23 protein-coding genes and 10 tRNA genes are annotated in these 25,148 nt (G+C 50.0%); 28 read left to right on the forward strand and 5 right to left on the reverse strand.

The genetic code is table 11. The features are described from left to right. The first annotated feature begins 81 nt into the window (after window positions 1–81). The 9 genes from JET16_RS06585 (at window position 82) to JET16_RS06625 (ending at window position 935) form a co-directional block, all read left to right on the forward strand. A tRNA-Val gene (locus JET16_RS06585) sits at window positions 82–157 on the forward strand. Between the two features lie 24 nt (window positions 158–181). Beyond that, window positions 182–257: transfer RNA gene (locus tag JET16_RS06590), tRNA-Thr, on the forward strand. Between the two features lie 9 nt (window positions 258–266). Further along, window positions 267–338 (forward strand) — tRNA-Gln (locus JET16_RS06595). 7 nt (window positions 339–345) lie between these two features. Beyond that, window positions 346–421, forward strand: a tRNA-Lys gene (locus tag JET16_RS06600). Between the two features lie 4 nt (window positions 422–425). Then, window positions 426–508: transfer RNA gene (locus tag JET16_RS06605), tRNA-Leu, on the forward strand. A 72-nt stretch (window positions 509–580) separates the two neighbouring features. Continuing rightward, window positions 581–655: transfer RNA gene (locus JET16_RS06610), tRNA-Gly, on the forward strand. Window positions 656–660: 5 nt separating this feature from the next. Next, window positions 661–737 (forward strand) — tRNA-Arg (locus JET16_RS06615). Between the two features lie 45 nt (window positions 738–782). Next, window positions 783–859, forward strand: a tRNA-Pro gene (locus tag JET16_RS06620). Between the two features lie 5 nt (window positions 860–864). Then, a tRNA-Gly gene (locus JET16_RS06625) sits at window positions 865–935 on the forward strand. A gap of 93 nt (window positions 936–1,028) precedes the next feature. Here the strand turns inward: JET16_RS06625 and JET16_RS06630 are convergent. Then, entirely contained in the window at window positions 1,029–2,225 is a 1,197-nt protein-coding gene (locus JET16_RS06630; RefSeq protein ID WP_199615042.1) for a tyrosine-type recombinase/integrase, read from the reverse strand. Window positions 2,226–2,411: 186 nt separating this feature from the next. On the opposite strand from JET16_RS06630, the gene JET16_RS06635 reads away from it, so the two are divergent. Further along, window positions 2,412–2,717 (forward strand): hypothetical protein, encoded by a 306-nt coding sequence (locus tag JET16_RS06635; protein WP_199615043.1) that lies wholly within the window; start codon window positions 2,412–2,414, stop codon window positions 2,715–2,717. 12 nt (window positions 2,718–2,729) lie between these two features. Next, window positions 2,730–3,398 (forward strand): hypothetical protein, encoded by a 669-nt coding sequence (locus tag JET16_RS06640; protein WP_199615044.1) that lies wholly within the window; start codon window positions 2,730–2,732, stop codon window positions 3,396–3,398. A gap of 120 nt (window positions 3,399–3,518) precedes the next feature. Here JET16_RS06640 and JET16_RS06645 read toward each other — a convergent pair whose 3' ends face one another. After that, window positions 3,519–3,968 (reverse strand): hypothetical protein, encoded by a 450-nt coding sequence (locus JET16_RS06645; protein ID WP_199615045.1) that lies wholly within the window; start codon window positions 3,966–3,968, stop codon window positions 3,519–3,521. 320 nt (window positions 3,969–4,288) lie between these two features. Between JET16_RS06645 and JET16_RS06650 the strand changes: the two genes are divergently transcribed. The 6 genes from JET16_RS06650 (at window position 4,289) to JET16_RS06675 (ending at window position 8,173) form a co-directional block, all read left to right on the forward strand. Continuing rightward, entirely contained in the window at window positions 4,289–4,480 is a 192-nt protein-coding gene (locus JET16_RS06650) for a MerR family transcriptional regulator (RefSeq protein ID WP_199615046.1), read from the forward strand. Continuing rightward, window positions 4,470–5,999: a hypothetical protein gene (locus JET16_RS06655; protein WP_199615047.1), complete on the forward strand. Its 1,530-nt coding sequence runs from the start codon at window positions 4,470–4,472 to the stop codon at window positions 5,997–5,999. Before JET16_RS06650 ends, JET16_RS06655 begins: the two co-directional genes overlap by 11 nt. 351 nt (window positions 6,000–6,350) lie before the next feature. Further along, window positions 6,351–6,731 carry a helix-turn-helix domain-containing protein gene (locus JET16_RS06660; RefSeq protein ID WP_233531234.1) on the forward strand — a complete coding sequence of 127 codons (381 nt, stop codon included), beginning with the start codon at window positions 6,351–6,353 and terminating at the stop codon, window positions 6,729–6,731. A 4-nt stretch (window positions 6,732–6,735) separates the two neighbouring features. Beyond that, window positions 6,736–7,227: a hypothetical protein gene (locus JET16_RS06665; RefSeq protein ID WP_199615049.1), complete on the forward strand. Its 492-nt coding sequence runs from the start codon at window positions 6,736–6,738 to the stop codon at window positions 7,225–7,227. Then, window positions 7,202–7,753, forward strand: a complete 552-nt coding sequence (locus JET16_RS06670) for a hypothetical protein (RefSeq protein WP_199615050.1) — start codon at window positions 7,202–7,204, stop codon at window positions 7,751–7,753. Before JET16_RS06665 ends, JET16_RS06670 begins: the two co-directional genes overlap by 26 nt. A gap of 24 nt (window positions 7,754–7,777) precedes the next feature. Beyond that, complete coding sequence (locus JET16_RS06675) at window positions 7,778–8,173, forward strand: hypothetical protein (RefSeq protein WP_199615051.1); 396 nt, start codon at window positions 7,778–7,780, stop codon at window positions 8,171–8,173. A 90-nt stretch (window positions 8,174–8,263) separates the two neighbouring features. On the opposite strand, the gene JET16_RS06680 is transcribed toward JET16_RS06675, so the two are convergent. Continuing rightward, window positions 8,264–8,770: a hypothetical protein gene (locus JET16_RS06680; protein WP_199615052.1), complete on the reverse strand. Its 507-nt coding sequence runs from the start codon at window positions 8,768–8,770 to the stop codon at window positions 8,264–8,266. Window positions 8,771–8,988: 218 nt separating this feature from the next. Between JET16_RS06680 and JET16_RS06685 the strand changes: the two genes are divergently transcribed. Next, window positions 8,989–9,585 (forward strand): NUMOD4 motif-containing HNH endonuclease, encoded by a 597-nt coding sequence (locus JET16_RS06685; RefSeq protein WP_199615053.1) that lies wholly within the window; start codon window positions 8,989–8,991, stop codon window positions 9,583–9,585. Window positions 9,586–9,771: 186 nt separating this feature from the next. Here JET16_RS06685 and JET16_RS06690 read toward each other — a convergent pair whose 3' ends face one another. Continuing rightward, complete coding sequence (locus tag JET16_RS06690) at window positions 9,772–11,409, reverse strand: hypothetical protein (RefSeq protein WP_199615054.1); 1,638 nt, start codon at window positions 11,407–11,409, stop codon at window positions 9,772–9,774. Between the two features lie 325 nt (window positions 11,410–11,734). On the opposite strand from JET16_RS06690, the gene JET16_RS06695 reads away from it, so the two are divergent. The 10 genes from JET16_RS06695 (at window position 11,735) to JET16_RS06740 (ending at window position 24,667) form a co-directional block, all read left to right on the forward strand. Next, window positions 11,735–11,808 (forward strand) — tRNA-Gly (locus JET16_RS06695). Between the two features lie 462 nt (window positions 11,809–12,270). After that, window positions 12,271–13,242 carry a glutaminase A gene (gene glsA / locus JET16_RS06700; protein WP_199615055.1) on the forward strand — a complete coding sequence of 324 codons (972 nt, stop codon included), beginning with the start codon at window positions 12,271–12,273 and terminating at the stop codon, window positions 13,240–13,242. Window positions 13,243–13,353: 111 nt separating this feature from the next. After that, window positions 13,354–16,155, forward strand: a complete 2,802-nt coding sequence (gene ppc / locus JET16_RS06705; protein WP_199615056.1) for a phosphoenolpyruvate carboxylase — start codon at window positions 13,354–13,356, stop codon at window positions 16,153–16,155. Window positions 16,156–16,268: 113 nt separating this feature from the next. Next, the gene (gene sigW, locus JET16_RS06710; protein WP_199615366.1) at window positions 16,269–16,841 is read left to right on the forward strand and encodes an RNA polymerase sigma factor SigW; all 573 of its coding nucleotides are present in this window, start codon (window positions 16,269–16,271) and stop codon (window positions 16,839–16,841) included. An 81-nt stretch (window positions 16,842–16,922) separates the two neighbouring features. Further along, the gene (locus JET16_RS06715; protein WP_199615057.1) at window positions 16,923–17,546 is read left to right on the forward strand and encodes a zf-HC2 domain-containing protein; all 624 of its coding nucleotides are present in this window, start codon (window positions 16,923–16,925) and stop codon (window positions 17,544–17,546) included. Between the two features lie 487 nt (window positions 17,547–18,033). After that, window positions 18,034–18,870 (forward strand): diadenylate cyclase CdaA, encoded by an 837-nt coding sequence (cdaA, locus tag JET16_RS06720; protein WP_325176625.1) that lies wholly within the window; start codon window positions 18,034–18,036, stop codon window positions 18,868–18,870. After that, window positions 18,863–20,302 carry a CdaR family protein gene (locus tag JET16_RS06725; protein ID WP_199615059.1) on the forward strand — a complete coding sequence of 480 codons (1,440 nt, stop codon included), beginning with the start codon at window positions 18,863–18,865 and terminating at the stop codon, window positions 20,300–20,302. The genes cdaA and JET16_RS06725 overlap by 8 nt, the downstream gene beginning before the upstream one ends. Window positions 20,303–20,409: 107 nt before the next feature. Continuing rightward, complete coding sequence (glmM, locus tag JET16_RS06730) at window positions 20,410–21,795, forward strand: phosphoglucosamine mutase (protein ID WP_199615060.1); 1,386 nt, start codon at window positions 20,410–20,412, stop codon at window positions 21,793–21,795. A gap of 643 nt (window positions 21,796–22,438) precedes the next feature. After that, window positions 22,439–24,262: a glutamine--fructose-6-phosphate transaminase (isomerizing) gene (gene glmS / locus JET16_RS06735; protein WP_199615061.1), complete on the forward strand. Its 1,824-nt coding sequence runs from the start codon at window positions 22,439–22,441 to the stop codon at window positions 24,260–24,262. 192 nt (window positions 24,263–24,454) lie between these two features. Further along, entirely contained in the window at window positions 24,455–24,667 is a 213-nt protein-coding gene (locus JET16_RS06740) for a helix-turn-helix domain-containing protein (protein ID WP_199615062.1), read from the forward strand. Here JET16_RS06740 and JET16_RS06745 read toward each other — a convergent pair. Next, the gene (locus JET16_RS06745) at window positions 24,652–25,044 is read right to left on the reverse strand and encodes a hypothetical protein (RefSeq protein ID WP_199615063.1); all 393 of its coding nucleotides are present in this window, start codon (window positions 25,042–25,044) and stop codon (window positions 24,652–24,654) included. The two genes, JET16_RS06740 and JET16_RS06745, sit on opposite strands and share 16 nt — an antisense overlap. Window positions 25,045–25,148: the final 104 nt, after the last annotated feature.

The following is a 25,148-nucleotide window of genomic DNA, read 5'->3' on the forward strand; positions in this document are numbered from 1 at the left end:
CTTTCACGGAGGTAACAGGGGTTCGAATCCCCTACGGGTCACCACTCAAGAATAATGCGTATTAATGTAGTGAATAATAATGGACGCTTAGCTCAGCTGGGAGAGCATCTGCCTTACAAGCAGAGGGTCGGCGGTTCGATCCCGTCAGCGTCCACCATCCTTATGACATGCTAAGCTAAGCGCCGCTGTAGCTCAATTGGTAGAGCAACTGACTTGTAATCAGTAGGTTGGGGGTTCAAGTCCTCTCGGCGGCACCATGTAATTATTGGGGATTAGCCAAGCGGTAAGGCAACGGACTTTGACTCCGTCATGCCTAGGTTCGAATCCTAGATCCCCAGCTTTTAAGAGCCATTAGCTCAGTCGGTAGAGCACCTGACTTTTAATCAGGGTGTCGAAGGTTCGAGTCCTTCATGGCTCACCATTTTGCGCGTATGGCGGAATTGGCAGACGCACCAGACTTAGGATCTGGCGGGAGACCGTGGGGGTTCAAGTCCCTCTACGCGCACCATATTTTCACTTGAATGGCAGTATAATTAAGTTGCAATCGTACTGTGGTTTTGGTAAACTAGTTTTTGTCTCCGCGGACGTGGCTCAGTGGTAGAGCATCGCCTTGCCAAGGCGAGGGTCGTGGGTTCGAATCCCATCGTCCGCTCCAAATATGTGCCCTTAGCTCAGCCGGATAGAGCGTTTGACTACGAATCAAAAGGTCGGGAGTTCGAATCTCTCAGGGCACGCCATTTTTCAAAAACTAAGTTATTTACCTGGCCCACAGGCCGTGTCATCGGGACGTAGCTCAGCTTGGTAGAGCACCTGGTTTGGGACCAGGGGGTCGCATGTTCGAATCGTGTCGTCCCGACCATGTATGCGGGTGTAGTTCAATGGTAGAACTCCAGCCTTCCAAGCTGGTAGCGTGGGTTCGATTCCCATCACCCGCTTAATAAGCAGAAAAGCCGAAACCCCTTGTCGGACAAGGGGTTTTTGTTTTGCCTGAATTTCCTCATCCTAGTCGGTTACGGCCCTAAATACCCTCATTGTTGACGACTTGTTGACAAAAGGCTTCTGTTAGGGTCAAATTTATCCAGCTTTGAGGCAGTTTCCTGCCTGATCTTCTTGGTAACATGGGCATAAAGATCGGCTGTCGTGGAATACTTAGTGTGACCTAATCGCTCCTGTACGGCTTTAAGGTCGGTTTCAGATTCAATTAACAATGTAGCCGCTGTATGCCTCAAATCGTGTAGGCGGGCCTTGGGCAATTTGTGCCGGGCTATGAATCGCCGCCAAGTGAGTGAAGGGGTATTGTGGAAAAACGGCTGCCCATCTCCGCCATGGAATACATATTGCCGGTCGCCGCCGCGCCAATTCTCCCCCAACTGTAATCGTTCCTCCAGCCACATGAACCGGTACCGACGCAATTCATCCATTAACCATCTAGGCATATCCACAATCCGTTCTGAACCTTCCGTCTTTGGGGCCTTCTCACATGCCTTGCCGTTTTGCGTAATCGATATGGATTTACGAATGCAAATTGTGGCGGCTTCAAAATCGACATCGGGCCATTCAAGGGCAACTAGCTCCCCGCGTCGGAATCCTCCGAGCATGGCGGCAAGGAAGAACATCCTCCACTTAGGGGGTTCGTGTTGCAGTGCAGCAATGACCTTCTGGGCGTCAGCCTCGTCGTAATACTGCGCCTTCTTACTCTCCACCTTCGGGCGTTCTGCCCCGTCAACAGGATTCGCCGCGTGTACCTTCCACTTAACCGCTTGATTAAATACACTTTTTAATACCTTGAATATGTACAGCTTTGTGCTCCCTGATAATTCTGACTTGTCCAGATCATCGAAGAAGGTTACGATGTGCATGGTCTTGATATCATGGAGAACGTAGTGCCCGAATGCCGGTAAAAGGGTACGGTCTAGATGATCGATGTAATTTCGATACGTGAGCGGGCTCATGATCTTCCTGCTGTATTTGGGTATCCACTCATTCCGGACGAACTGTTCGAATGTCATTTTAGCTGGCTTGACATATGTGCCAGCCTCCACCTCCATTTTGAAGCGCAACAATTCGTCATTAAGATGTTCCTTTAGTTTCTTTGGACTTTTCAGAATCCGGTCGTCCTCAACTCGGATTGTCTTAGTCCTTTTCTTACGCTTCTCGTTGGCGTCACTGCCAATTTCAACGACCAGTAACCATGAGCGCTCGCCGCGTTTTTGAATGCTTGGCATCTGATTCATTGCCTCCTTTGATTGTTGACGAGAAATTTTACGCATTCATTGAATCATTGGCGTTATATTTCTGTCAATTATTTCCATTTACAGCCTGCCGTCCTCCCTGTCGCGCAGATTGACGGTAAACGCCCTGTGTGATTTACTGGAATTGGGAAAATATGGTAACAGTGGAGGGCAGGGGAGATGGCTAAGTTGAAGTCAGCCGAAGAAGCATTCCGGGGAATGGTTAGGAACTTCATGACGCCGAAGGTTCTGGGATATTACGAGGCGGGGCTGTATGCCGCTGAGCTATCCGAGGGAACCGGCGTCGATGGAGAACCGATCTTTGGGGTCTCGGTCATGAGAAGGGATTTGGACAGGCGGGACAAAGAAACGGCCAGCCTTTCTAGGTTTTGCTGTACTCGGGAAGAGGCAGAGGAATACATAGAACAGCTTCGCCAGAGGGGAAAGCAATGGTGGAAGCTGATGGACATTCGTAGCAAGGCATAGGGGGAGGCCACTTTGGATACCCAAAGATTGATTGAACTGGCTCAAAGGAAGGGGCCAGAAGGTAAAGCAGCCGCCAATGAATTGCTGTACTACATAGCTGAAGAACACCGTGATCGCAAGCTACAGCGATACTTCGCACCCGGAATGTCCTACGCCGACCGCGATGATATTCGTCAGGTTTTCTTGATTGGCTGTTATCAGGCAATACTGGAGGCTCGTCTGGACATTGGCGACCCAATGGCTTTTATCCTCAACAAAGGGCTGTGGGCCGTGGCCGATGCAATCAGAAGGGAGGGCAAGAAGGAGTTACAACAAGAATGCTCAAATTGCCAGACCGTCAGCAGACCAAACCGAGTACGCGGCCAGTACGTTTGCCGCCGTTGTGGCTCTCAGGCCGGCCTACTGCGGAGGGTCATTCCTCACAGCGAAACAATCGAGGGCGCTGGCTGTCATCAGGAGGACAGACTGACAATTAAGGATTTCCGCGATCAACTCACCGGACGTAAACGAGATGTGTTCGATCTCATTATGCTGGGGTACGACCAGAATAACTGCCGGAACTTTCTTAAGGAAATCGGCCAGATACTCAACATATCCAGCGCCAATGTGAGCCTACGACTTAATCAAATTCGGGTGGCTTGGGTGCAATATCAGACTGCTGCTGGCTACTATTCCCCATGAGTCCTCCTCCAATATATAGAACGCCCCCAATAAACCTTAGCCGGTGGTTGGGGGCGTTCGCTTATGTCGGCGGCTGTCTCCGTTGGGTTTCCCTTGCGTTCTGGACCCTTCCCGAAACATCTAATAGCGGGGAAGACATCCAGAGGACGGGAGAGCCCATTCCGGGGCTCTTACGCCGCCTGCGATGCTGACATCATGGGCCCATGGGTAAATTAGGGTGCCGTCCCTGCGGAGTTTTACCGTGAATGCCTTGTATTTGAACTTGTGACCCGGCTTATTGCGCACAGTATTGACTATTATGCCTACTTCACGACGACCGCCCACTCTAACTACTGCCCAGCAACCAAACGGATTGTCTGGCTCGACTATTGTTGATTTCAACCGCCTCACCTCAGCTTCCCTTAGTTCCGCTAGCTCCTCTGCAATATTCTGCAGTGATTCGGACTTTCTCCCAAATTCCGTTAGGGTCTGTAGCGATTCGACCATTTCCTCCATTTCCTTTAGGTTTTGTGCAATAAAGTGTAGCACTTCGACCACTTCCTCAAGCATCTTTAGGTCCTTTTGTTGCATCTCATGTTCCTCCTTATGGTTTTGAAGTATTTTACCCACCCCATATATCGTCAGTAGCTTAAGCTGAGCCAAACCCCAAAAGGGAAAAATTTTTAGGTTCAAATCGGAAACACGAAAACACGCGGAAACAACCGATTGTTTCCGGCAAAATCCGCGTCGTGACGGGCCTGATTGCATACGGAAACAACGGTAACAACACTGGGAAGTTTAAGAAGACCTGATTGAATTTAGGCTACAGGGTGTTGCATCATGGCTGAGCTGATTGACTGTTTAAGGCAAGGGCACAATGAGAGGCCCGAACCTGACAGGAGGGGGTAACCTTGGAATATTGCAGCATCAAGGAAGCAGCCAGAAGAATCGGCATCAATCGCGTCACGTTGTACCGCTCATGGATAAACCGCGGATTGGTCAAAGTAGAGACGATAGCAGACCGACCAGCGATTAGTGCCGACGAGATCGAACGGATTAAAGCTATACGTGCCCAAAAGGCAGGTGGTGGCAATGACAAATGAACTTGACATACTGAGAAATGTACTTGGAGGGATTGAGTTTTTTAAAGCCTCGAATGACAAGCAGATCTATGCAAAGGTCAAAACGGTAAAAGGCTGTAAGACCCTTCCAATAAAGAGCGATGAATTTGGGTTTGAGGTTAAGGGGAAGTATTTTGAAATTGTTGGAAAGTTGCCACCGAAGATTCGGTTCGAGGAAGCAATAGAGGAAGTCACAGTCAAGGTAAGCCAGCAACATGAACTAACGGAAATGCACTTGAGAGTGGCCAGACATGATGACGCTGTTTATGTTGACCTTTCGAACGAAGGAAAAGCAGTCGAAATTACCGCGCATGACTGGAGAGTGGTGGGGCAAGCACCAGTCATATTCAAGACGCCATGCACGGCGAAATCGCTGCCAGAGCCGCAAAAAGGTGGCGACATCAGTCTTCTTCGTAAATACGTCAACATCAATGACTGGGATTTCATACTGTTAGTTGCATATCTGTTGGGTTCATTCCGACCAAGAGGGCCATACCCAATTTTGGTGTTGGAGGGACAACAGGGGTCGGCAAAATCCACGCTCTCACGGATAGTCAAAGATATTGTTGACCCGTCATTGGCACCGCTGCGATCATTGTACACCGATGAGAAGGAGATGCTCATCGCCCTTCAGAATTCGCACCTGCTAGTAATGGACAACTTGAGTGGGATGCCAGCCAAGATATCGGACATCGTTTGTCGGGTAAGTACAGGTGGCGCAATCTCTTCCCGGACCTTATACACGAATGCCGATGAATTTGTGCTTGATGCCATGAGACCCTTGGTGCTGAACGGTATCGACTCAATTGCCAAGCGCGGGGACCTAGCAAGCCGTTCGATTGTTCTTGAATTGCCAAAGATCGATAAGGATAAACGCAAGACCGAAGAGGAAATTTTCTCTGAGTTCTACCAAGACTTACCCCACATCTTAGGTGCGATCATGGATGGGATTTCATGCGCATTCAGAAATCGCGATCAAAAACCGATCATCGAGGGCAGGCTTGCGGACTTCGAGGCATGGGTGCAAGCTGGGATTGAGGGTTTGGGTCTCAGTAAGGAAGAGTTCATTGAGGCATATAGAGCCAACATGAAGCAAGTCACCTTAAGTAATGCTAATGAAAACCCGGTCGTCCAAGCAATCCTTGGCATACTCAGAACTGAATCAATCAATTCTGTGACAAAGGGTAAGAACTCGGTCGAGTGGAAAGGTACTGCCACCACCTTGATGAACAAGGCAAGAGAATGTTATAGCGACTACAAGGACGGAAGCCATGAGAGGTATAAGAACACTCGTTCAATATCATGGGCTGCATGGCAGGGCATCAAGGAATTGAGTAATCCAGCTGCATTCGGTAAGGCAATAAACAGGGCAGAATCCGAACTGGCAGAGTTAGGCATTACGATCGTGAAGAACCGAAAGAAGACTGGTGTGGAATATGTTATAAAATCCTCACTTGACGCCTTAATTGATATGAAATTTAAGGGTGGTGTAGGGGTGTAGGGTTGGTGTAGGGTTTCGAGACAAATCTACACCATTCACGAAACCTGTCGTGACGCCGTTCGTTGGGTGTTGGGTGTAGGGGTGTAGGGTTTTCTCATTCTCTAAAATAAAGAAAAAGAAAAAGAAAAAGAACGGATTAGCACCACTCAAACCCTACACCCCTACACCCAGATTTAAAGAAGCCCGTCGTGACGGGACCGAAGGCAAGTGTAGATTCGGTCCACTACCTACACCTTACTGTACACCCTACACCCAAACTCTATACACCTTGGCTGACGCAGACATACACAGATGCGCCTTTTGCGTTAACTATTTGGGTTGAAGCTGGAGGTGATCAGGGAATTGAACACAATGATAAGTACGGGAAAGGCGGCAGAACTGCTGGGATTGAGGCCGAGGACAATTCAGGCATGGTTGAAGTCGGGGAAATTGAAAGGCATCAAGCTTGGGTCGGTTTGGCGGATTCAGGTAGAAGAAGTCAACCGGCTGTTGTCGGCTGGAGGGTCCCCGAGTCCGAAATTAAACCGGATTCCGGAGCCGTTGTTGCGTTTGAAGTTAGAAGATGGCCGGGCGGTGTCTTTCGTGGAATCGACGGACGGATTCATACTGGTGGCGGTGGATGGTAAGCCCCGAGCAACGATTCAACCGGAGGAACTACCTGCACTGATTAGGTCACTAATTCAAAACAGCGGCTCTAATCGGGCTACAGCCGAACTGGCAACCGGGGTGTGATCGGATGAGGGAGACACGGGAACACATCGAAGCATTCGACTACTACTACAGCCTTGGTGAATCCCGGAGCCTTGGCAAGGTTGCGCAAAATTTCGGCAAGGCAGATTCAACAATCAAGCGGTGGTCATCCGAATTCGCATGGGCGGATAGGGTCCAGCAACGGGACCATGAGTTGGGTTCGGAGATAATTGCCCGGACGAATGAAGGCATACTCGGATTCCACGAGATGAACCGGGAGATAGCTACCAAACTGGTTCGTGACCTGCTTGCTCGAGTAAATGCAGGTAAGTTCAAGTTGAATTCGATTGCTGACTGGAAGCGTGTCGCGGAGATTGTGCAAATTAGTGGCGAACCCGAAGAGGGGGAAGACGGCGACAATATTAGATCGCTGGCCGCCGTCCTGAGGCAATCGGCTGAGTCTATTTTGAGACAGGGAAGCAACCAACAAAACCAATGGGGGATGGTATCGGATGAATCAGCACATGGCAGAGGTTAACGGATTGCTGGAGCAGTTGAATCAGGCAGCAGCAGCAAGGGTATCCAAAAATGTGAAGCTGCAAGACCGGTTGGACGGTGTGGCGCAGCATATCGCAGACTTGAAAAAGAAGCTAGACGCGGCGATTCTGGGCGATCAGGAAGAAGAGGAAAGTCGGTTAATGGTCGAGCTTCGTCAAGCGCAAGTACTGATGACCGATATTGAGGGCATCAACGAGCGGACGAAGGCAGCGAAGATCGAGCACGTTGTAAGCCCCAAGGCCCTGATAGCTGCCTTTGTAAAAGTCTATCAAGCAACTCGCGAGGACATGGATGCATCAATCCAGAGAGCAATGGAAGCCAAACAGGAATACGAGGCAGCTTTGGCTGATATGGAGGAAATCAGTAAACAGTACGGCCAAGAAGCTGGCCGAGTAGCCCATGCGATTCAGTTCCATTTCAATCAATCCATGACCGGCCAGCTTCCGAAGCTGAAACCGCCGAGCGATCCCTACCTTAGCCGTGAACATTACAACGAACGAGTCTAATAAACCAATCTAGGGGAATTCAAAATGCCAAGAATAACAATTAGCAGTGTCGCCAAAGTCGGAATGTCCAGATTTGCAACAGCGCCAGTCATGGTGGCCGCAGATGCCACAAACGGTATGGCCGTGGAGGCAGAATATGACGGGGCAATTCTGGTTGTCCAGAATGGAGCAGCTTCACCGGTCACGGTCAAAGTCCTGAGCAATTCGAAATTACCTGTTGACCCAGACCCAGCCGTACAGGCTTCTGCGGCTTGGCAGTTGGCCAACTTACACCGCAATTACGAGGTACCGGCTGGACAGTTAGCAGCAATCAAATTGGATGACTCGGCTAATTACCGGCAGGATGATGGGAAATTCCATCTGGATTTCTCCAGTTCGGCCAGCGTAACCGTGGGAGTAATTGATACAAGGATAGCTTAATTCAATAGCTATGCCTTAATGTTGAATTAAGACCAAAAGTAAACCGCCTTCTCAGGAAGGCGGTTAATGAACTATCGAACTTCGTTTTTATCACAGGTGAAATTGTATTTCTAACAAGCTGTTCGCCCTGTTTTGCACATCTTGATTCTCACGTACATCTATTAACCACACACTAATACTATCTCTAATATCTGAACAAAAAGTAGCAACATCAATTAGCAGGGTATTGTTTGATTTGCTGCAATGTATAGCGCCGCCTGTGACTACAAATCGAAAATCATCTAGGACATTTCTAGCTCTTTGATGCAAAATTGAGTTATTTCCTTCGTGTAGAAAGGAGCACCTTAATGCATAACAATCATTTCCATTTAGAAAGACGACCTCTCCATAATTCACACCAACCCGGTGTGTGTACTTTGGACTCACGTAATTATCAAACCACACGGCATAGCGCTGTTGTGAACCCTGAGTAGGCGACTCCAGTTTTCCACAAATATCCGGTAAAGTAAGCGCTAGAGCTAGAGCCGCATACCAGTTTTCTGTGGTAAGGGCTATATCGATAGCGTTCAGATAATTATTCATTTTTCTATTCAACATGGTATCATCTCCTCCTAAATGATAATTCCACATTCAGGAAGGAAGTCCTTTCCCGTGATTTTTATTTTCAGGCAAGCAATATTTTAACAACTTCCGATAGAGCATCGCCACCCAAAAACTCATACAATGCTGGGCCGACAACCATGCTACCGTAACGTGAATCTGGGCCGTAAACATTCGTGACGACCTATATGATACTGGCAGGAGGAATCTGGAGAATGGAAGAATGGAAGTGGATTGAGGGGTATGAAGGGCACTATGAGGTCAGCAATCATGGTCGGGTGAGAAGCTGGAAGAGTGGCAGGGCGAGGTTATTGAAGCCGGGACGTGATAAGGACGGCTACCCTAAGGTATCACTATCATTGAACGGCAAGCATAAGACCAAGAGGGTGCACCGCCTAGTGGCAGAGGCTTTCATACCGAATCCGGAAAATAAACCTGAAGTCAATCATAAAGACGGTGTCAAGACGAACAACCGGGCCGGCAACCTTGAATGGTCCACCCAGAGCGAGAATATTAGGCATGTATTCGACACCGGACTATACGACATTGAAAAAGCGGTGCAGAGGGCGTCTAAAGGTGGCCGGGCATCAGTTGCATCCGGTGCGACAGCCAAGAGTTTAGCATCTGCAACAGCTAAACTTAGCAAAGCTATCGCCCAGATTGACCCATTGACTGGTTTGACTGTGCGTCATTGGTTATCAATCAGAAAGGCAGCACGCGAGTTGCGTTTAGCACACGGTGATATCTCTCGGGTATGTCGTGGCAAGGGACGGACTGTTGGCGGATTCGAATGGCGCTTTGTTCAAGATTGACTGGCTCGGCCAATTTCCGGCAATTTTAAGATCAAAAGTAAACCTCCTTCTCAGGAAGGAGGTTAATTGTATTATCGTACCCGTCGTTGAGCGACTACATCTTTCAGCTATGAACGGTTCTCCGCGCTGTCTGTAACGGCAAGTTTTGATTTGAAAAGCCGCTCAAAATTGACCGGCTTTTCGATCTTATTCAGCTAGCTTAAAATCTTGACACCACAAGTAACCGCTCTTCGCATTTTGTTTCAAATCATTACTGAAAATTTCCACCGCTCTTGTACGTTCAATAGCACCATGATAGAAGGCAGTGGCTAAGTCAAGCATAAGAAGAGCACCTCTGACTCCACCTTCTTTATGATATTTTTTAAGGCGCGTCTTCCCTTTATCGTGTACTGCTCCTTGTATCAATGCTCTTCCTAATCGTTCCAACTCTGACCTAGAAACAGTGAAATATACATTTGATGGTAATTTATTCTCTTTATCTTTTTGTTTATTTTCAGTTTCATTCTTCTTGTTTCTCCGAGAGATACGGTTAATTATATCATCTAAAACAACAAAATCTTCATGGAGTAATTTATTCTGAGCTAGGATTTGGTTTGAGACAACAACGTTAACTCCCTCTTCAATATCCCTGATAGATATTTTCTTTTCATCTGCTGAGGCAGCCCCACCTACTCTTTGACACAAGTTATCGTAGGCATGTTTTAAAATTTCAATGTATCTTCTTACTATACCGTTGCTCAGATAAGCGGCTAGTATAAACGCTCTTTCATTTTCAAATATCTCCAAGTAAGAATTTGCATTGTATTGCTTCTCATGAATCTTTGAATACCTCTTTCCAGTAAGTTCTTGGAAAAATGGTAAGTATTCTTCCGATAATTCGTCTAAGTGCAGGTACTCCATTATGGCGTCATGACCACAATCAAAATTGAATGAATCTCCACGTAGTTTTGACGGGTAGTAAGTAACAGGTGTCGGATAAACCGTTGCACAGAAATAGGCTGTATTTTCAGTTGGATTTTGTGTGAAAGCTCCTCTGATAAGTTTAAGAAGTCGGAAGACCTCAATCTGAGCATCTTTTGAGACTTCAGAACATTCATCGAGCAATATTAGTGTGTATTTATGGTTTAGAATCTCTTTCAACTGATTAAAAAATTGAATGATAAATGAAGATGCATTTTCGTGGGCAAGGCTCCTCCCAACAAACTTCACTTCATTTTCTTCAATTGTTTTATACAAATCGTCAAATGTAAGCTGAAGGGGTTGAAGCGTAGCCCTACCCGAAATTTTCTGTTCAGTAGTTGCTGAATCTTTCTGCAAAAGATGCTCAGAGTTATATGTCAAACGATTTAGCAAGGCAGTATGAATGTTTTTAATCTCTGATAATATATTTTCAAAACTTGTATCACTTGATAAACCAAACATTTGAGAAATAAGTTTCATTGCTCTTGTAAACCCGTTAGAGGGTTTGACATCAATTTTATCCTTATTATTCTCAATAACTCCAACAGTAGTGACAACAATATTTGCATAAAGATGCATACGGAAGAGAGCCATATCTTTTTCGATCCATTCTGAAACTCCAGCCAAGGATACATAGACGGGAAGAACTTTATTTTTCTGATAATTGTCTAAACACCATTGATTTATCATTTTTAATATGTGCGTTTTGCCAGTTCCTCTAATACCTTCGATTAAATAATTTTGACCAGTATCACCAACAAATTTTTCAATTTTTATACCTTGATTTGCATGAGTCTCCGGAAAGAATCCACCAGCTTGAGCGTCATGGTTAAAGAATTCACTTTTAATTTTAATAACGGACATTAAGAGCACCTCACAATCTTATCGACAAAAGAATACTTTCTACACATAGGATAATAAACCCTTTTTTTACCACAAGGAAATGAACCATTTTTGAAACGTATATTATGTCCTTGAAGTTCCTGCCTGCGAGGGATCTACATCGACGGGTCGACTCCATCGTAAATCTGGGCTGTCAACATTCGTGACGACCCTTTACTGTGTAATCATAGGGAATTGTTGACAGGTTGTTGACCAATGGCGTCAACAATGGTACTATAGTACCAGACCCGAACGGTAGTCGCTCAGAGGTAAAAATGCTGAATTATCAAGGGTTTTCGGGTTTTTAGCGAGTGTAGTTCAATGGTAGAACTCCAGCCTTCCAAGCTGGTAGCGTGGGTTCGATTCCCATCACCCGCTCCATTATGTTTCGTGAGAAAAACTTCGTACATGCGAAGTTTTTCTCTTTTCTCCTCTTTGATTTACTTGCAGGACCCAATCCCATACCTTAGGCTGTCGATGCGTGTGTGAGCGCATCGGCGGCCTTTTTTAATTGAGTACGGTGCAGCGGTAATTTGTACCGCTGCATTCGACAAAACGTGCACAATGGAAGATTGGACACTTGTACAGAGGCAAATGTTGCCTCTAGAGAGCCGCGAAAATTATATTGTCTGCTGCAGCGGCACAAATTACCTCTGCATACGCGGCTAGCTAAGTGCGTGGCAGAGAATGCCGAGGTAGGCCAGTTCTCTACATGCTCATTGAGGCGGATAGGGCGGCAATGGCGCATTGGCAAGGTTCATTCTTACGTATTTCATTGCCGAGTACCCGCCGTTATGGTTACACTATACTTACCAAGCACCTCTCGGAGGAGAAGATCCACTTATGGCGGGAACATTTTCGAATCAATATCTTCAACAGCTTATTCACGATATACGTCCGTATACCAAGGAAGGAAAGGTCGCCGATTACATTCCGGAGCTGGCGTACGCCAACCCCCACGCGTTGGGCATCGCAGTGGCCGCTCCCGACGGAGCGCTGTGGGCGGAAGGCGACGTACACACACCATTCACTCTCCAAAGCATATCCAAAATTATTACTCTGATGGTGGCGCTGTCGGAATACGGCCCGGAACGCGTATTTCAGAAGGTCGGAATGGAGCCGAGCGTCGATCCGTTCAATTCCATTGTCAAGCTGGAGACCGTGGACCATAAGAAGCCGCTTAATCCGATGATCAACGCCGGCGCAATCGTCATTGCGTCGATGCTGCCCGGACGGACCAAAGAAGACCGGCTGCAGCGCATTGTCGACATGATTAGCGCCATTACAGGCAATGCGAATATACAATTGAACGAAAAGGTGTTCCTCTCCGAACGAAACACAGGCGACAGAAACCGGGCATTGGCTTATTTCATGAAAAGCACCGGCGTCATAGATCCCGATGTAAATGTTGAGGAAATGTTGGATTTGTACTTTCAGCTTTGTTCGCTTGAGGTCAGTTGCATCGATCTGGCGCGAATCGGACTGTTTTTCGCCCAGTGGGGCTTGCGCCGCAACGAGCAGGGTGAAGCCGTGCAGCTTGTGCAGCCGGATATCGTGCAAATCGTGACTACAATCATGGTTACATCCGGAATGTATAATCATTCGGGCGAATTTTTTCTGAAAGTGGGATTGCCCGCAAAGAGCGGCGTAAGCGGAGGGATCGTGTCGTTCGCACCCAATCGCTTCGGATTCGGCATATTCGGACCTGCGTTGGACTTTGCCGGAAACAGCGTTGCGGGTGTGCGGATGCTTCAGACGATATCCGGAAAGTTCCAGCTCCATTTGGTTTCCCCAAACTGTCCGCCTTGCAGCTGAAAAATTATTCCGTTTTTCAGAAAATACGAGATTTTCTAACGGTTATTTAGTACAATGAAAAGATATACAGACCGGCTGCATATGCCGGATTTAACGGGGTGAAACCAAGCGATGACAGAGACGACGACCGCTGTTGCAGCAGGACATCAACAGCATTCCAACCACCAATTGTTGCGCAGGGACGTACGCTTCCTCGGGAACATTCTCGGAGAAGTGTTGGTACATCAAGGCGGAAACGAACTGCTCGAAATCGTGGAGAAAATTCGCGAGATGAGCAAGACGCTTCGCGCATCTTACGTTCTTGAGATTCATGAAGAGTTTAAGTCCATTGTCGATACTCTTGATCCGAAAATAAGACTTCAAGTGATCCGCGCATTCGCGGTATATTTCCAGTTGGTCAATATCGCCGAACAAAACCACCGGATACGCCGCAAGCGCGATTACGAGCGGAGCGCGGCGGAGACCGTTCAGCCCGGTTCCATCGAAAGCGTCGTTCTTGAACTGAAAGAACGCGGCGTTTCGGCCGGAGACATCGAGCATATTTTAAGCGGAGTTTCCCTTGAGCTGGTCATGACGGCGCACCCTACGGAAGCGATGCGCCGCGCCATACTCGATATTCATAAGCGCATAGCCGACGATATGATGCAGCTGGACGACCCTACCCTAACGTATCGGGAGAGGGAGCGGCTGCGCCAGAGACTGCTGAATGAAGTGCTGACGCTATGGCAGACGAACGAGCTTCGCGACCGTAAACCTACCGTGATGGATGAAGTGCGCAACGGATTGTATTACTTCGACGAGACGCTGTTCGATGCGCTGCCCGACGTATACGACGAGCTGGAGCGGTGCCTGGAGAAATATTACCCGGAAGGCAATTGGCACGTTCCGACGTTCTTGCGCTTCGGCTCTTGGATCGGAGGAGACAGGGACGGAAACCCGTCGGTCAGATCGAACGTTACGTGGGACACGCTTGGCATGCATCGCCAATTGGCGCTTAAGAAGTATGAGGAGAAATTGAAAGAAGGCCTTAAATTGCTCAGCTTCAGCACGACATTGGTGGAGGTCACTCAAGAATTGCTTGACTCCATTGAAGCGGACCGCAGGCAATTAGAGCTGAAGTCTACAGACGCATGGCGCAACGACACCGAACCGTACCGAATTAAGCTGACATACATGTTGGAGCGCATCCAGAATACCCGGACCGGCGGAGCCGGCCTGCAAGCCCGATACGCTTCGCCTGAAGAATTCATTCGTGATTTATATATTATTGACCGGAGTTTGCGAAATCATTTCGCCGATTATTCCGCCGATTCGTTCATTCGGAAACTTATACGCCAAGCTGAGCTGTTCGGATTTTATCTTGCGGCGCTTGACGTGCGCCAGCACAGCAAAGAGCACGAAGCCGCCATGCAGGAAATCCTTAATAATATGGGAATAGCAGAAGATTATTCCAAGTTGACCGAGGATGAAAAGGTTCCGCTTCTTCACAAACTATTGGAAGATGCGCGGCCGCTTACTTCGCCATACGTGCAATACTCGGAGTCTACCGAAGAATGTTTGAACGTATACCGTACGATACAACGGGCGCAGCAGGAGTTCGGTCCGCGCTGCATCCGGAGTTACCTGATCAGCATGACTCAAGGCGCCAGCGACATACTTGAAGTGATGGTGCTCGGCAAAGAGGCGGGTTTGTTTAGAAGAAATGCCGACGGCACCGTTCACGCGGCGTTCCAGGCCGTTCCGTTGTTCGAGACGATCGAGGATCTGCACGCGGCCCCGGACATTATGCGCAAGCTGTTCGCAGTGCCTACGTACCGCCAGGCGGTGGACGTTCTGGACGGCATACAGGAGATCATGCTCGGCTACTCCGACAGCAACAAGGATGGCGGTATGCTGACGGCGAACTGGGAGCTTCGCTTAGCGCTCCAATCCATTACGAGCGCGGCAAGCGACTTCGGCGTGAAGCTGAAATTTTTCCACGGACGGGGCGGCGCTCTCGGACGGGGCGGCATGCCGTTGAACCGGAGTATCCTGGCGCAGCCTCCGCATACGCTCGGCGGCGGAATGAAGATTACGGAGCAAGGCGAAGTGCTGTCATCCCGCTACTCGCTGCAAGGTATCGCGTACCGAAGCCTCGAACAGGCGACTTCGGCGCTCCTGACGGCGGCGGTTCAGGCACGCAACCAGCAAAGCATGCCGGAAGAACGCCGTTACGAGCAGTTCATGAAGCTGATGTCGGAAGCGGCGCAGAAGAAATATCAGGATCTCGTATTCCGCGATCCGGATTTCCTTATGTTCTTCCGCGAATCGACGCCTCTGCCGGAAATCGGCGAGCTGAATATCGGATCGAGACCGTCCAAGCGGAAAAACAGCGACCGCTTTGAGGATCTTCGGGCGATTCCTTGGGTATTTGCGTGGACGCAAAGCCGTTACTTGTTCCCGGCGTGGTACGGAGCGGGGACAGGACTCCATACGTTCGCCCGGAGCAGACAGGACGGAATGAAGACGCTGCAGGAAATGTACGAGAACTGGTCTTTCTTTAAAGGACTTATCGACAATCTGCAGATGGCGCTCGCCAAGGCGGATCTGCTCATTTCGAAAGAATACGCAGGCATGATCCGGGACGAAACGGTGCGCAACCGCATATTCACCGAAATTGAGAACGAATATAAACTGACGTCTGATATTATTTTGCAAATTACGGGACAGACGGAAATTCTCGACAATGTGCCGATCATCCAAGAATCGATCCGCTTGCGCAATCCGTACGTGGATCCGCTCAGCTACTTTCAGGTCAAGCTGCTTACGGAATTGCGCTCCATTCGGGACCGCAACGAGGATAATCCGCAGCTGCTCCGGGAAGTGCTTCTGACCATTAACGGAATTGCCGCAGGCTTGCGCAATACCGGATGATAAATTTAATGATAAATGGATAATAACTCCTGCCGGGCATACCAACACCAGCGTATGAAGCGTTCCCGGCCTTTTTCTTTTGTCGCGAGGGGAGTGCTCGGCATTACATGGACATGCACAATATCGAAACGCGCTTGGCGAAGCTTGCGAAGACGGGCGACCGGGGCGCTTTCGCGGATATAGTGGAGCTATATAAAGATAAATTGTACCATCTGGCGTACCGAATGGTCGGAAACCGCCAGGAAGCCGAAGACATCGTGCAAGAAACATTCTTGCGCGTCTTTCGCAACCTCGATCGTTACGACGAGACGATGAAGTTTTCCACCTGGATTTACCGGATCGGGACCAATCTGTGTATAGACAAGCTGCGCAAACGGAAAGCTTCCTATTCTTTGGATGCCGACGTGGCGGACGGCGAAGGCACAGACTGGTACGCTATGCTTCCAAGCGACGAGCCGACACCGGAAGGCCGTGTTATGTTGTCGGAAACTCAGCGGCGCATACGCGAGGCCATTGATACGCTGCCCGAGAAATACAAATCCGTCGTTATATTGCGGTATCTGCACGACATGTCGCTGCAGGAAATCGGCGACGTGCTGGACATGCCCGTAACCACCGTAAAGACCAGAGTGCATCGGGGTCGTGAGTTTTTGCGTAAAAAAATGGAGCTGGAAGACATTCTATGAACGTAAAAATGAAACATCGCGCGAACTCGTACGTATTGTATATTCAGACGCATTCTTGTAAGGAGAAAGGAGTGGCTGGACGTGCAATGTAAAGAAGCCCTCCCGTTGATGCACGACTATTTGGACGGACAACTGAATGCCACACGGCAGCTTGAGCTTCGATATCATTTGCGCGATTGTCCTGCGTGCTCGAGCCGCTTTCGGGCGCTCGAGAAGACGGAAGCGCTTGTCAAGGTTTTGGAGCGTCCGCAGACGCCCGACGATTTAACGGCGAAGATTATGGCGAACCTTCCTCCCGCTCCGGTACGCCGCAGCTGGGTGAGTTGGGTGCGCCGCCATCCTGCGGCGACGGCCGCCGCCGCGTTCCTCATTGTGATGATCAGCAGCTTCTTATCGATGTGGAATCAGGGCACACAGCTGATCGTTAAGGGAGACGATCTGGACGGGGTGTTCATTGAAGGGCGCAACGTCATCGTTCCGGAAAATTCGACGATGAAAGGCAGTCTTGTGGTGGAGAACGGTACGGTGCAGGTTGACGGGGACGTGAAAGGAAATCTCACCGTCATAGACGGCAAAGCGGTACTCGCTTCAACCGCGCATATATCGGGGCAAGTGACCGAGGTGGACCGGGCGTTGGATTGGATTTGGTATAAATTCGGAGAATGGTACACATTGCTGGTCGGGCAGCCTCAACCGCAGAGCTAAGTTTTGGAAATGCAATTGATAGCGGAATATCGTGTGCATAAACTGCCCAGTAGTGGACACGATTTACAGGTTAGCGGAATTTCGTGTGCTTAATCGCCACTGTTCGAGGGAAATTCATAATTTCCGACCACTTTTAAGCACATAAAATTCCGCTAAATTATGCTCACCCCGAAACAAGTGAAAGTTTAAATACACGAATTTCCGTTAAACGTTTGGCACAAGACTCTGATGCGAATATGACCGGGACAAGGACTACGGCTCATCGCAAAACGAGTCTTTCTTTGCGTCACCAAAATGCCCCTTTGCCGTCCTGCGCATCCTTTACATGAATAGTGATATTCCTGACTTTGAGAAAAGTACGGCACACGGCCATTTTTTCCTGTTATATAGCGGAAAGTGTTTCTCCTTGGGGATGTTCCCCCTTTTGTGGTATGATGTTGTCAACTGCTTGTCTTGCACACGGGATACGTTCGGGGGGACGAAACCGGTGAACTTCTTTGAAGATTGGACTTGGACGACCGTTATTAAAGAAATTATAGACGTAACGATCGTCAGTTACATCATATATAAATTAATATTGCTTGTACGCGGCACCCGTGCGGTTCAATTGCTGAAGGGCATAGTCGTGCTTGTCGCGGTGTGGGCGGTCAGTTATATTTTCGGACTGCTGACACTCCAGTGGCTGATGAATCAGCTTTTTACGTTTGGGGTTCTGGCGGTGTTCATCATCTTCCAGCCGGAATTAAGACGCGCGTTGGAGCAGCTCGGCAGAGGCAAAATATTTACGATGCCCGCGACCGAAGAAGATCAAGCGATGAACGACCGCATCGAGCAGGTGATTCGCGCGCTGAACCATATGTCGTCCCGCCGGATCGGCGCGCTTATCGTGTTCGAACGCGAAACCGGCTTGTCCGAATATATCGAGTCGGGCATCAAGCTCGAGTCGCAGATCAGCACCGAGCTGTTTGTGAACATCTTTATTCCCAACACGCCGCTGCATGACGGAGCCGTCATTATTCGAGGCAACCAAATTATGGCCGCGGGCTGCTATTTGCCGCTGTCGGAAAATCCGTTCATCAGCAAGGAGCTAGGTACCCGGCACCGGGCCGCGATCGGCATGAGCGAAGTGTCCGACGCCATCACGGTAATCGTGTCGGAAGAGACCGGGCAAATTTCGCTTGCGATTCACGGGCAGATGGTGCGAGGAGTCGATCAAGAATCGCTCATATCGAAGCTGCATGAAGAGCTGAATCCCCGCTTAAAGAAGAAACCGCGCGAGCGCACGTCTTTCTTCACCAGATGGAGGGGGGATCAGCATGGATAGATGGCTCGGAAACGTGTACGTCATCCGCGTCGTCGCCGTGCTGCTGGCGGTGATGCTTTGGCTTATCGTCCGCTTCGATATGGATAATTCCGGGGCGGTAACGAAGCCCGCAACGGAATCCCTGAAATATACGGACGCAAGCATCAGCATTACCGGGTTGGATGAAAACCGGTATACGTTATTGTCGATCGAGCCGCAGAAGGTCAATCTGGAAGTGAGCGGCACGGCTTCGGCGCTGCGCAAAATAAATACGCGCGATTACAAAGTGGTGTTGGATTTGACCGGCGCCAAACCTGGTGAGCAGTTGATGCCGCTGAGTCACGCCGGCTTTCCGGGCGGTGTGGAGGTTAGCATCGATCCGCCGAATGTATACGTAACGCTTGAGGAGAAACAACGCAAGGAAATACCGGTAACTGTCAATATCACAGGCGAGCCGGCCGACGGATATAAAGCGGGAGAGCCTGTCGTGGAACCGAACCGGGTGAACGTGACGGTTTCAGGAAGCGTTGCGGAAGAGATTCGGTCCATCGTCGGGGTGGTCAGCGTAGCGGGGGCGACGGCAACCGTGAAAGATCAGGTAAGGCTTGTCGCTTTGGACGGGCAAGGACAGCCTGTGGACGTCGCGATTTCACCGCCGGTGGTCGATGTCGAAGTGCCGGTGACGAGTCCGTTCAAGACCGTTCCGCTGCAGATTAAATTGAACGGCGCTCCGCCTCCGGGGCTTGCGGTCGGCTCATTCGAGCAAAGCGCAGCGGAAGTGACCGTGTACGGCGCTGAATCGTTCTTGAATTCGCTCGAGTTTTACGACGGGCTGGCGGTCGATTTAGGCTCTTTGACGCAAACGACAGACTTCAATTTCGATATTCCGTTGAAGGACGGGGTCGAACGGGTGAGCCCGGATAGCGTAACCGCGAGAATCACGATCGTCAACGCAATGACCGCAACGGTGAAGGACATACCGCTAACGATTAACGGGAAGAGCGATGAGTATAGTTATAGGGTTATTTCTCCGGCGGATACTTCGTTTGACGTTTCCGTCGAAGCGGCGCCCGATATTGTGCAGAATTTATCATCGGACGATGTAAAGGCGATTGTGAACGTAAGCAATATGCCTCCCGGCACTCATGAGCTGCCGGTAGAATATAATTTGCCGTCGTTCGTTAAAACCGTACCGGGCAACGTGAACTATGTCACCGTGGAAATCGCGGCTAAAGCCGAGGACGCCGCCGCGGCTCCGGCTCCGGCAACGGATGGAAGCTCGGAAGAGAACCCGGTACCGCCCGAGCAGGCAAGCGAGGGTGAAGCTGCGGCGCCGGACGAGGCCGGCGGAGCCGGTACAGGCGCCGATCCGTCCTCCGCCGGAGGAAGTGACGATGCAGGAAATGCCGCCCAAGGGAATGAAGGCCAAGGGAATGGCGCCGGGGGGAATTAGCGGAGTAACATTTTGGCGGGGAATTGCGTTTTATAACATACCAGAAAAATTAACTTGAACAGTTACGCAACCAGATCATGAGTGGATGAAGGAGACGGGAACGGGTTATGGGGAAATATTTCGGAACAGACGGCGTACGCGGTGTCGCAAACAAAGAGCTGACGGCCGAGTTGGCGTACCGGATCGGACGCTGCGGCGGCTATGTGCTGACCCGGCAAAGCGGGCGTGGCGAACGTCCGGTGGTAGTGATCGGACGCGATACGCGAATTTCCGGACCGATGCTGGAATCGGCGTTGGTGGCGGGCTTGCTTTCGATCGGCGCGGATGTCGTTAGACTCGGAATCTTATCGACGCCCGGTGTGGCCTATTTGACAAGAAAATTAGGCGCGGATGCGGGCGTCATGATTTCCGCTTCGCATAACCCGGTGGAAGATAACGGGATTAAATTTTTCGGCTGCGACGGCTTTAAGCTAAGCGATGAGACGGAGCTGGAAATCGAGCGCTTGATGGACGCGGAAAGCGACGACCTGCCGCGTCCGGTCGGCAGCGGATTAGGGTTCGTCCGCGACGACGAAAAAGCGAAATGGGTGTACGCGGACTACTTGCGGTCGGTGACGCCGGTTCGTCTGGACGGCTTGAAGGTTGTCCTCGATTGCGCGCACGGAGCGGCGTATGAATTGGCGCCGCGCATATTTGCCGAGCTTGGCGCGGAGGTTGTAACGGTAGGAGCATCTCCCGATGGGCTTAACATTAACGAAGGTGTCGGTTCGACCCATACGGAGCTCATCCGGGCTGAAACGGTGCGCCATGGAGCGAATTTAGGGCTGTCGTTCGACGGCGACGCCGACCGGTTGATTGCCGTGGATGATAACGGTGACGAAGTGGACGGCGACTTTATCCTCTGCATCTGCGGTGATGCGATGCGGCGGGAAGGCCGTCTGAAAGCCGACACGGTCGTTACGACAGTGATGAGCAACATCGGCTTCTTTAAAGCGGCTCGCGAATTAGGGTTGAACACCGCTCAGACGGCCGTTGGCGACCGTTACGTGATGGAGGAGATGCGAAAGGGCGGTTACAACCTTGGCGGGGAGCAATCCGGCCACGTCATCTTCCTCGACTACAATACGACCGGCGACGGTATTCTTACTGCGCTGCAGTTGGCGAGCACGGTCGTAAAATCCGGGAAGCCGCTGAGCGAGCTGCGCGGAATTATGCAGAAGTTCCCTCAAGTTCTTGTGAACGTTCGAGTAGCCGACAAGAGCAAGTTTAAGGATAACACTGCGATTGAAGCGGCCGTCAAGGCGGTTGAAGATGAGTTCGGCGATAACGGCCGCGTGTTGGTGCGTCCGTCCGGTACGGAGTCGCTTATTCGCGTCATGGCCGAAGGTCCGGACAAAGACGTCATCGAAGCGCACGTTGCGCGCATCGCCGATGTCGTCCGGGCTGAGCTCGGGGCGGAGGATGCCGCTTCTTCCGCTGCCTCAGGGAATTGAAAATATTGAGTGAGGAGGCCGGCTCCGCGGTTGCAGCGCGGAAATCCGGCCTTTACGATTTGTGACATTGGAGCAAAACTACACGTTGGTCTTAGACCAATTTGTCCCATTTTGGCTGATCTCAGCAAATATAAGTTGCCATTGGGGGGCGAAATGAATAATATAGGGATATGACTTTGAGACAGAAAGAGAGGGCAGACGTTACTGCAGCATAAGCGCCAGAACTTGTGCGGCGCACGGAGCGAGGTTTCGTCAAGCGGGAGCTTGCGAAACGACGGGGGGCTTTTTAAGCCGCGGAAACCCGATATGTGCGAAGTGCGCGCCAAGTTGACGAGGTGGAGGTGTTCGAGGAACCGTTCGGCGGGGACCTCCCGGCAGCGCCGCTAGGCCGAGATTGGGCAATGAAAACGAGAGGGCGACCTCTCCGACAAATTTCCCAGAAGGCGGCATGATTTGTATTGTTTAAAGAGTACGGGATTCGAGCGTCTTTTTTTCATTGTACGATTATATGATTTTCACCTTGTTTTCTTTCGAGACATGGTTAGTTTCGTGTTGTCTCTTTTATCAAGTTTCGGCAACAGCCGAGGCTATGGTTTCATGCGCTATTTTTCCAAAATCTAATTATTTCGGAGGTTTTTTATAAATGTGCGGTATTGTTGGATATATTGGTCATAGAGATTCGCAAAATATATTGATTGAAGGCTTGAAGAAGCTGGAGTACCGCGGATACGATTCCGCCGGTATTGCAGTGTATACGGATAAAGGGCTGCAAGTGAAGAAAGCGAAAGGCCGCCTCGCTGTGTTGGAAGATCAGTTGACGGGCGCGCCGCTTAGCGGTTCGATCGGGATCGGGCATACGCGTTGGGCTACGCACGGCAAACCGTCCGACGTCAATTCCCACCCTCATACGAACGTTCAGAAGAAGATTTCCGTCGTGCATAACGGCATCATCGAGAACTACATCCAACTGAAAGAAGAGCTCATCGCGAAAGGCTACGTGTTCGAATCGGAGACGGACACGGAAGTGATCGCTCACCTGGTTTCCGATTTGTACGAGGGCGATATCGTTGCGGCTGTCCGCAAGGCGGTCAAGCGGATTCACGGCGCATACGGCTTGGGCGTGCTCGCCGAGAACGAGCCGGATAAATTGGTGGCGGTGCGCATGCATTCTCCGCTCATCATAGGAGTGGGAGAAAACGAGAACTTCATAGCGTCCGACATACCGGCGATTCTTGAATATACCCGCGAAGTATATATTTTGAACGACGGCGAGATGGCGGTGTTGACGAAGGACGGCGTCACGCTGACGGATTTGGAAGGCGGCCCGGTGTCCCGGGATACGTATCGCGTAGACTGGGATATGCAGACGGCGGAGAAGGGCGGCTTCGACCACTTCATGCTGAAGGAAATTTACGAGCAGCCGAAAGCATACCGCGACACAATGAATCCTCGCATTGACGGCGGGCGGGTCGTACTGCCCGAGGTAGGCATGACGGCAGACTACATTCGCGACATTCGCCGTGTGCACATCGTGGCGTGCGGTACGGCGTATCATGCGGGTCTTGTAGGGAAAACGGTAATCGAACGGTTAACGCGCATTCCGGTGGAGACGGATGTCGCTTCTGAATATAGATACCGCGATCCGATCATAAATAAGGATACGTTGGTTATCGTCGTATCCCAGTCGGGGGAGACGGCGGATACGTTGGCGGCTATGCGCGAAGCGAAGCGCCAAGGCGCACGCGTGCTCGCGATCACGAACGTAGTCGGCTCATCGGTGGCGCGCGATGCGGACGACGTGATCGTCACGCTGGCGGGTCCGGAGATTGCGGTCGCTTCCACGAAGGCGTACACTTCGCAGCTTATCGCGTTTTATCTTCTTGGGCTGTACTTTGCTCAAACGCTGGGTACGGTGGACGCCGGTACGGTTTCGGCAACGATCGATGCGATGGAGAAGCTGCCGGAGCAGGTGGAGCGGGTATTGGATCAAGCCGATGTGATCAAGCGCGTGTCGGAGCAAATCAAAGACGTTGACAATTTGTTCTACATCGGACGCGGCCTCGACTATACGGTTGTTCAGGAAGGATCCTTGAAGCTGAAGGAAATTTCGTATATTCATTCCGAAGCGTATGCGGCCGGCGAGTTGAAGCATGGTACGCTCGCGTTGATCACGGAAGGCGTGCCGGTGATCGCTCTTGCCACGCAAGAGGCGCTGTTCGAGAAGACGCTGAGCAACATCGTCGAAGTGAAAGCTCGCGGCGCCCGGGTGCTCGGCATCGCGAACGAAGGCGACGCGGAGATGGCGAAGTCGGTGGACGACGTGCTGTACATCCCGCGCACGCTGCCGCTGCTTACTCCGGCATTGTCGGTTGTGCCGCTGCAGCTGCTCGCGTACTACGTCTCGCTCGCCCGCGGCAACGACGTCGACAAGCCGCGCAACCTGGCGAAGAGCGTGACGGTGGAGTGAGGAGTTTGCGGGTAAACAAGGTTCTTGATAAATTACAATAAAGTTTTGTTCTAAACAATAAAGTGTTGTTCTGAGGAAAAAATTACAATAAAGTCTTGTTCTGAAGCGACAAAACATACTGAAGTGCTAATTGTCCCTAGAATGTCCCGATGATTGTTTCCATCGGGACATTTTTTTCACTCGAAAGGAGAGATGGCGTTGCAAGCAAGCTTAGGAGATCGTATCAGAGTCATTCGTAAAACAAACCAATTAAATCAAAATGAATTCTCAAACTTAATCGGAATTTCTCAAGCAACTCTAAGTGAACTGGAACAGGGCAAGTACAATCCATCTTTAGAAACAATTCTATCGAAAATGCTTATACTGCGACTTGATTACATGAATTATAATCATCGTGGTTCGTGAATGAAAACTCTTCCCTCTAAAAATCCTTTGAAAATATGGATCAACTGATCTAAAAATCTAAATCCTGTTGAATAGGTTTCATTCGGTGGTCCGTTTTGAATTTTTGCAAACCTATCACCCGGAAGTTCTGTGGTGGATATATTCCAAATCACCAAACAAAACATAACACAAACGAACCCAAGACGAACCCAGCAGAGAATTTTGTTTTGTTTGATGGGTAAAAGCATAATAATCATTGTGACAATCAGTAATATTCCTGATGTTACTTTATCACCGCCTAACAACACCACCCCACACAAGCCGGTAAGGATAATTCCAATCCACTTCATCGTTTTGTTTTTTAATAAATTTTTAGCTGCTTTTTTCAGTAGATACATAGCTATTCACTCCTTTATATTTGATGTACTCAGAATAGCAGTTGTTCCTTACGCCAATCTTACAAATCATATGATTGCGAAAAAAAATACCGACGGTTTTCGTC

The organism is Paenibacillus alkalitolerans (assembly GCF_016482785.1).
GTDB classification, from domain to species: Bacteria; Bacillota; Bacilli; order Paenibacillales; family YIM-B00363; genus Paenibacillus_AE; species Paenibacillus_AE alkalitolerans.

What these genes read in the sequence shown, in the direction of transcription:
- JET16_RS06680 (WP_199615052.1), bottom strand. Translation starts at nt 8,770, where the DNA reads ATGTTGAATAGAAAAATGAATAATTATCTGAACGCTATCGATATAGCC.
- JET16_RS06670 (WP_199615050.1), top strand. Translation starts at nt 7,202, where the DNA reads ATGAATCAGCACATGGCAGAGGTTAACGGATTGCTGGAGCAGTTGAAT.
- glmM (WP_199615060.1), top strand. Translation starts at nt 20,410, where the DNA reads ATGGGGAAATATTTCGGAACAGACGGCGTACGCGGTGTCGCAAACAAA.
- JET16_RS06740 (WP_199615062.1), top strand. Translation starts at nt 24,455, where the DNA reads ATGGCGTTGCAAGCAAGCTTAGGAGATCGTATCAGAGTCATTCGTAAA.
- glmS (WP_199615061.1), top strand. Translation starts at nt 22,439, where the DNA reads ATGTGCGGTATTGTTGGATATATTGGTCATAGAGATTCGCAAAATATA.
- JET16_RS06685 (WP_199615053.1), top strand. Translation starts at nt 8,989, where the DNA reads ATGGAAGAATGGAAGTGGATTGAGGGGTATGAAGGGCACTATGAGGTC.
- JET16_RS06645 (WP_199615045.1), bottom strand. Translation starts at nt 3,968, where the DNA reads ATGCAACAAAAGGACCTAAAGATGCTTGAGGAAGTGGTCGAAGTGCTA.
- JET16_RS06690 (WP_199615054.1), bottom strand. Translation starts at nt 11,409, where the DNA reads ATGTCCGTTATTAAAATTAAAAGTGAATTCTTTAACCATGACGCTCAA.
- ppc (WP_199615056.1), top strand. Translation starts at nt 13,354, where the DNA reads ATGACAGAGACGACGACCGCTGTTGCAGCAGGACATCAACAGCATTCC.
- JET16_RS06725 (WP_199615059.1), top strand. Translation starts at nt 18,863, where the DNA reads ATGGATAGATGGCTCGGAAACGTGTACGTCATCCGCGTCGTCGCCGTG.
- JET16_RS06630 (WP_199615042.1), bottom strand. Translation starts at nt 2,225, where the DNA reads ATGCCAAGCATTCAAAAACGCGGCGAGCGCTCATGGTTACTGGTCGTT.
- JET16_RS06665 (WP_199615049.1), top strand. Translation starts at nt 6,736, where the DNA reads ATGAGGGAGACACGGGAACACATCGAAGCATTCGACTACTACTACAGC.
- JET16_RS06660 (WP_233531234.1), top strand. Translation starts at nt 6,351, where the DNA reads ATGATAAGTACGGGAAAGGCGGCAGAACTGCTGGGATTGAGGCCGAGG.
- JET16_RS06745 (WP_199615063.1), bottom strand. Translation starts at nt 25,044, where the DNA reads ATGTATCTACTGAAAAAAGCAGCTAAAAATTTATTAAAAAACAAAACG.
- sigW (WP_199615366.1), top strand. Translation starts at nt 16,269, where the DNA reads ATGCACAATATCGAAACGCGCTTGGCGAAGCTTGCGAAGACGGGCGAC.
- glsA (WP_199615055.1), top strand. Translation starts at nt 12,271, where the DNA reads ATGGCGGGAACATTTTCGAATCAATATCTTCAACAGCTTATTCACGAT.
- JET16_RS06655 (WP_199615047.1), top strand. Translation starts at nt 4,470, where the DNA reads ATGACAAATGAACTTGACATACTGAGAAATGTACTTGGAGGGATTGAG.
- JET16_RS06675 (WP_199615051.1), top strand. Translation starts at nt 7,778, where the DNA reads ATGCCAAGAATAACAATTAGCAGTGTCGCCAAAGTCGGAATGTCCAGA.
- JET16_RS06635 (WP_199615043.1), top strand. Translation starts at nt 2,412, where the DNA reads ATGGCTAAGTTGAAGTCAGCCGAAGAAGCATTCCGGGGAATGGTTAGG.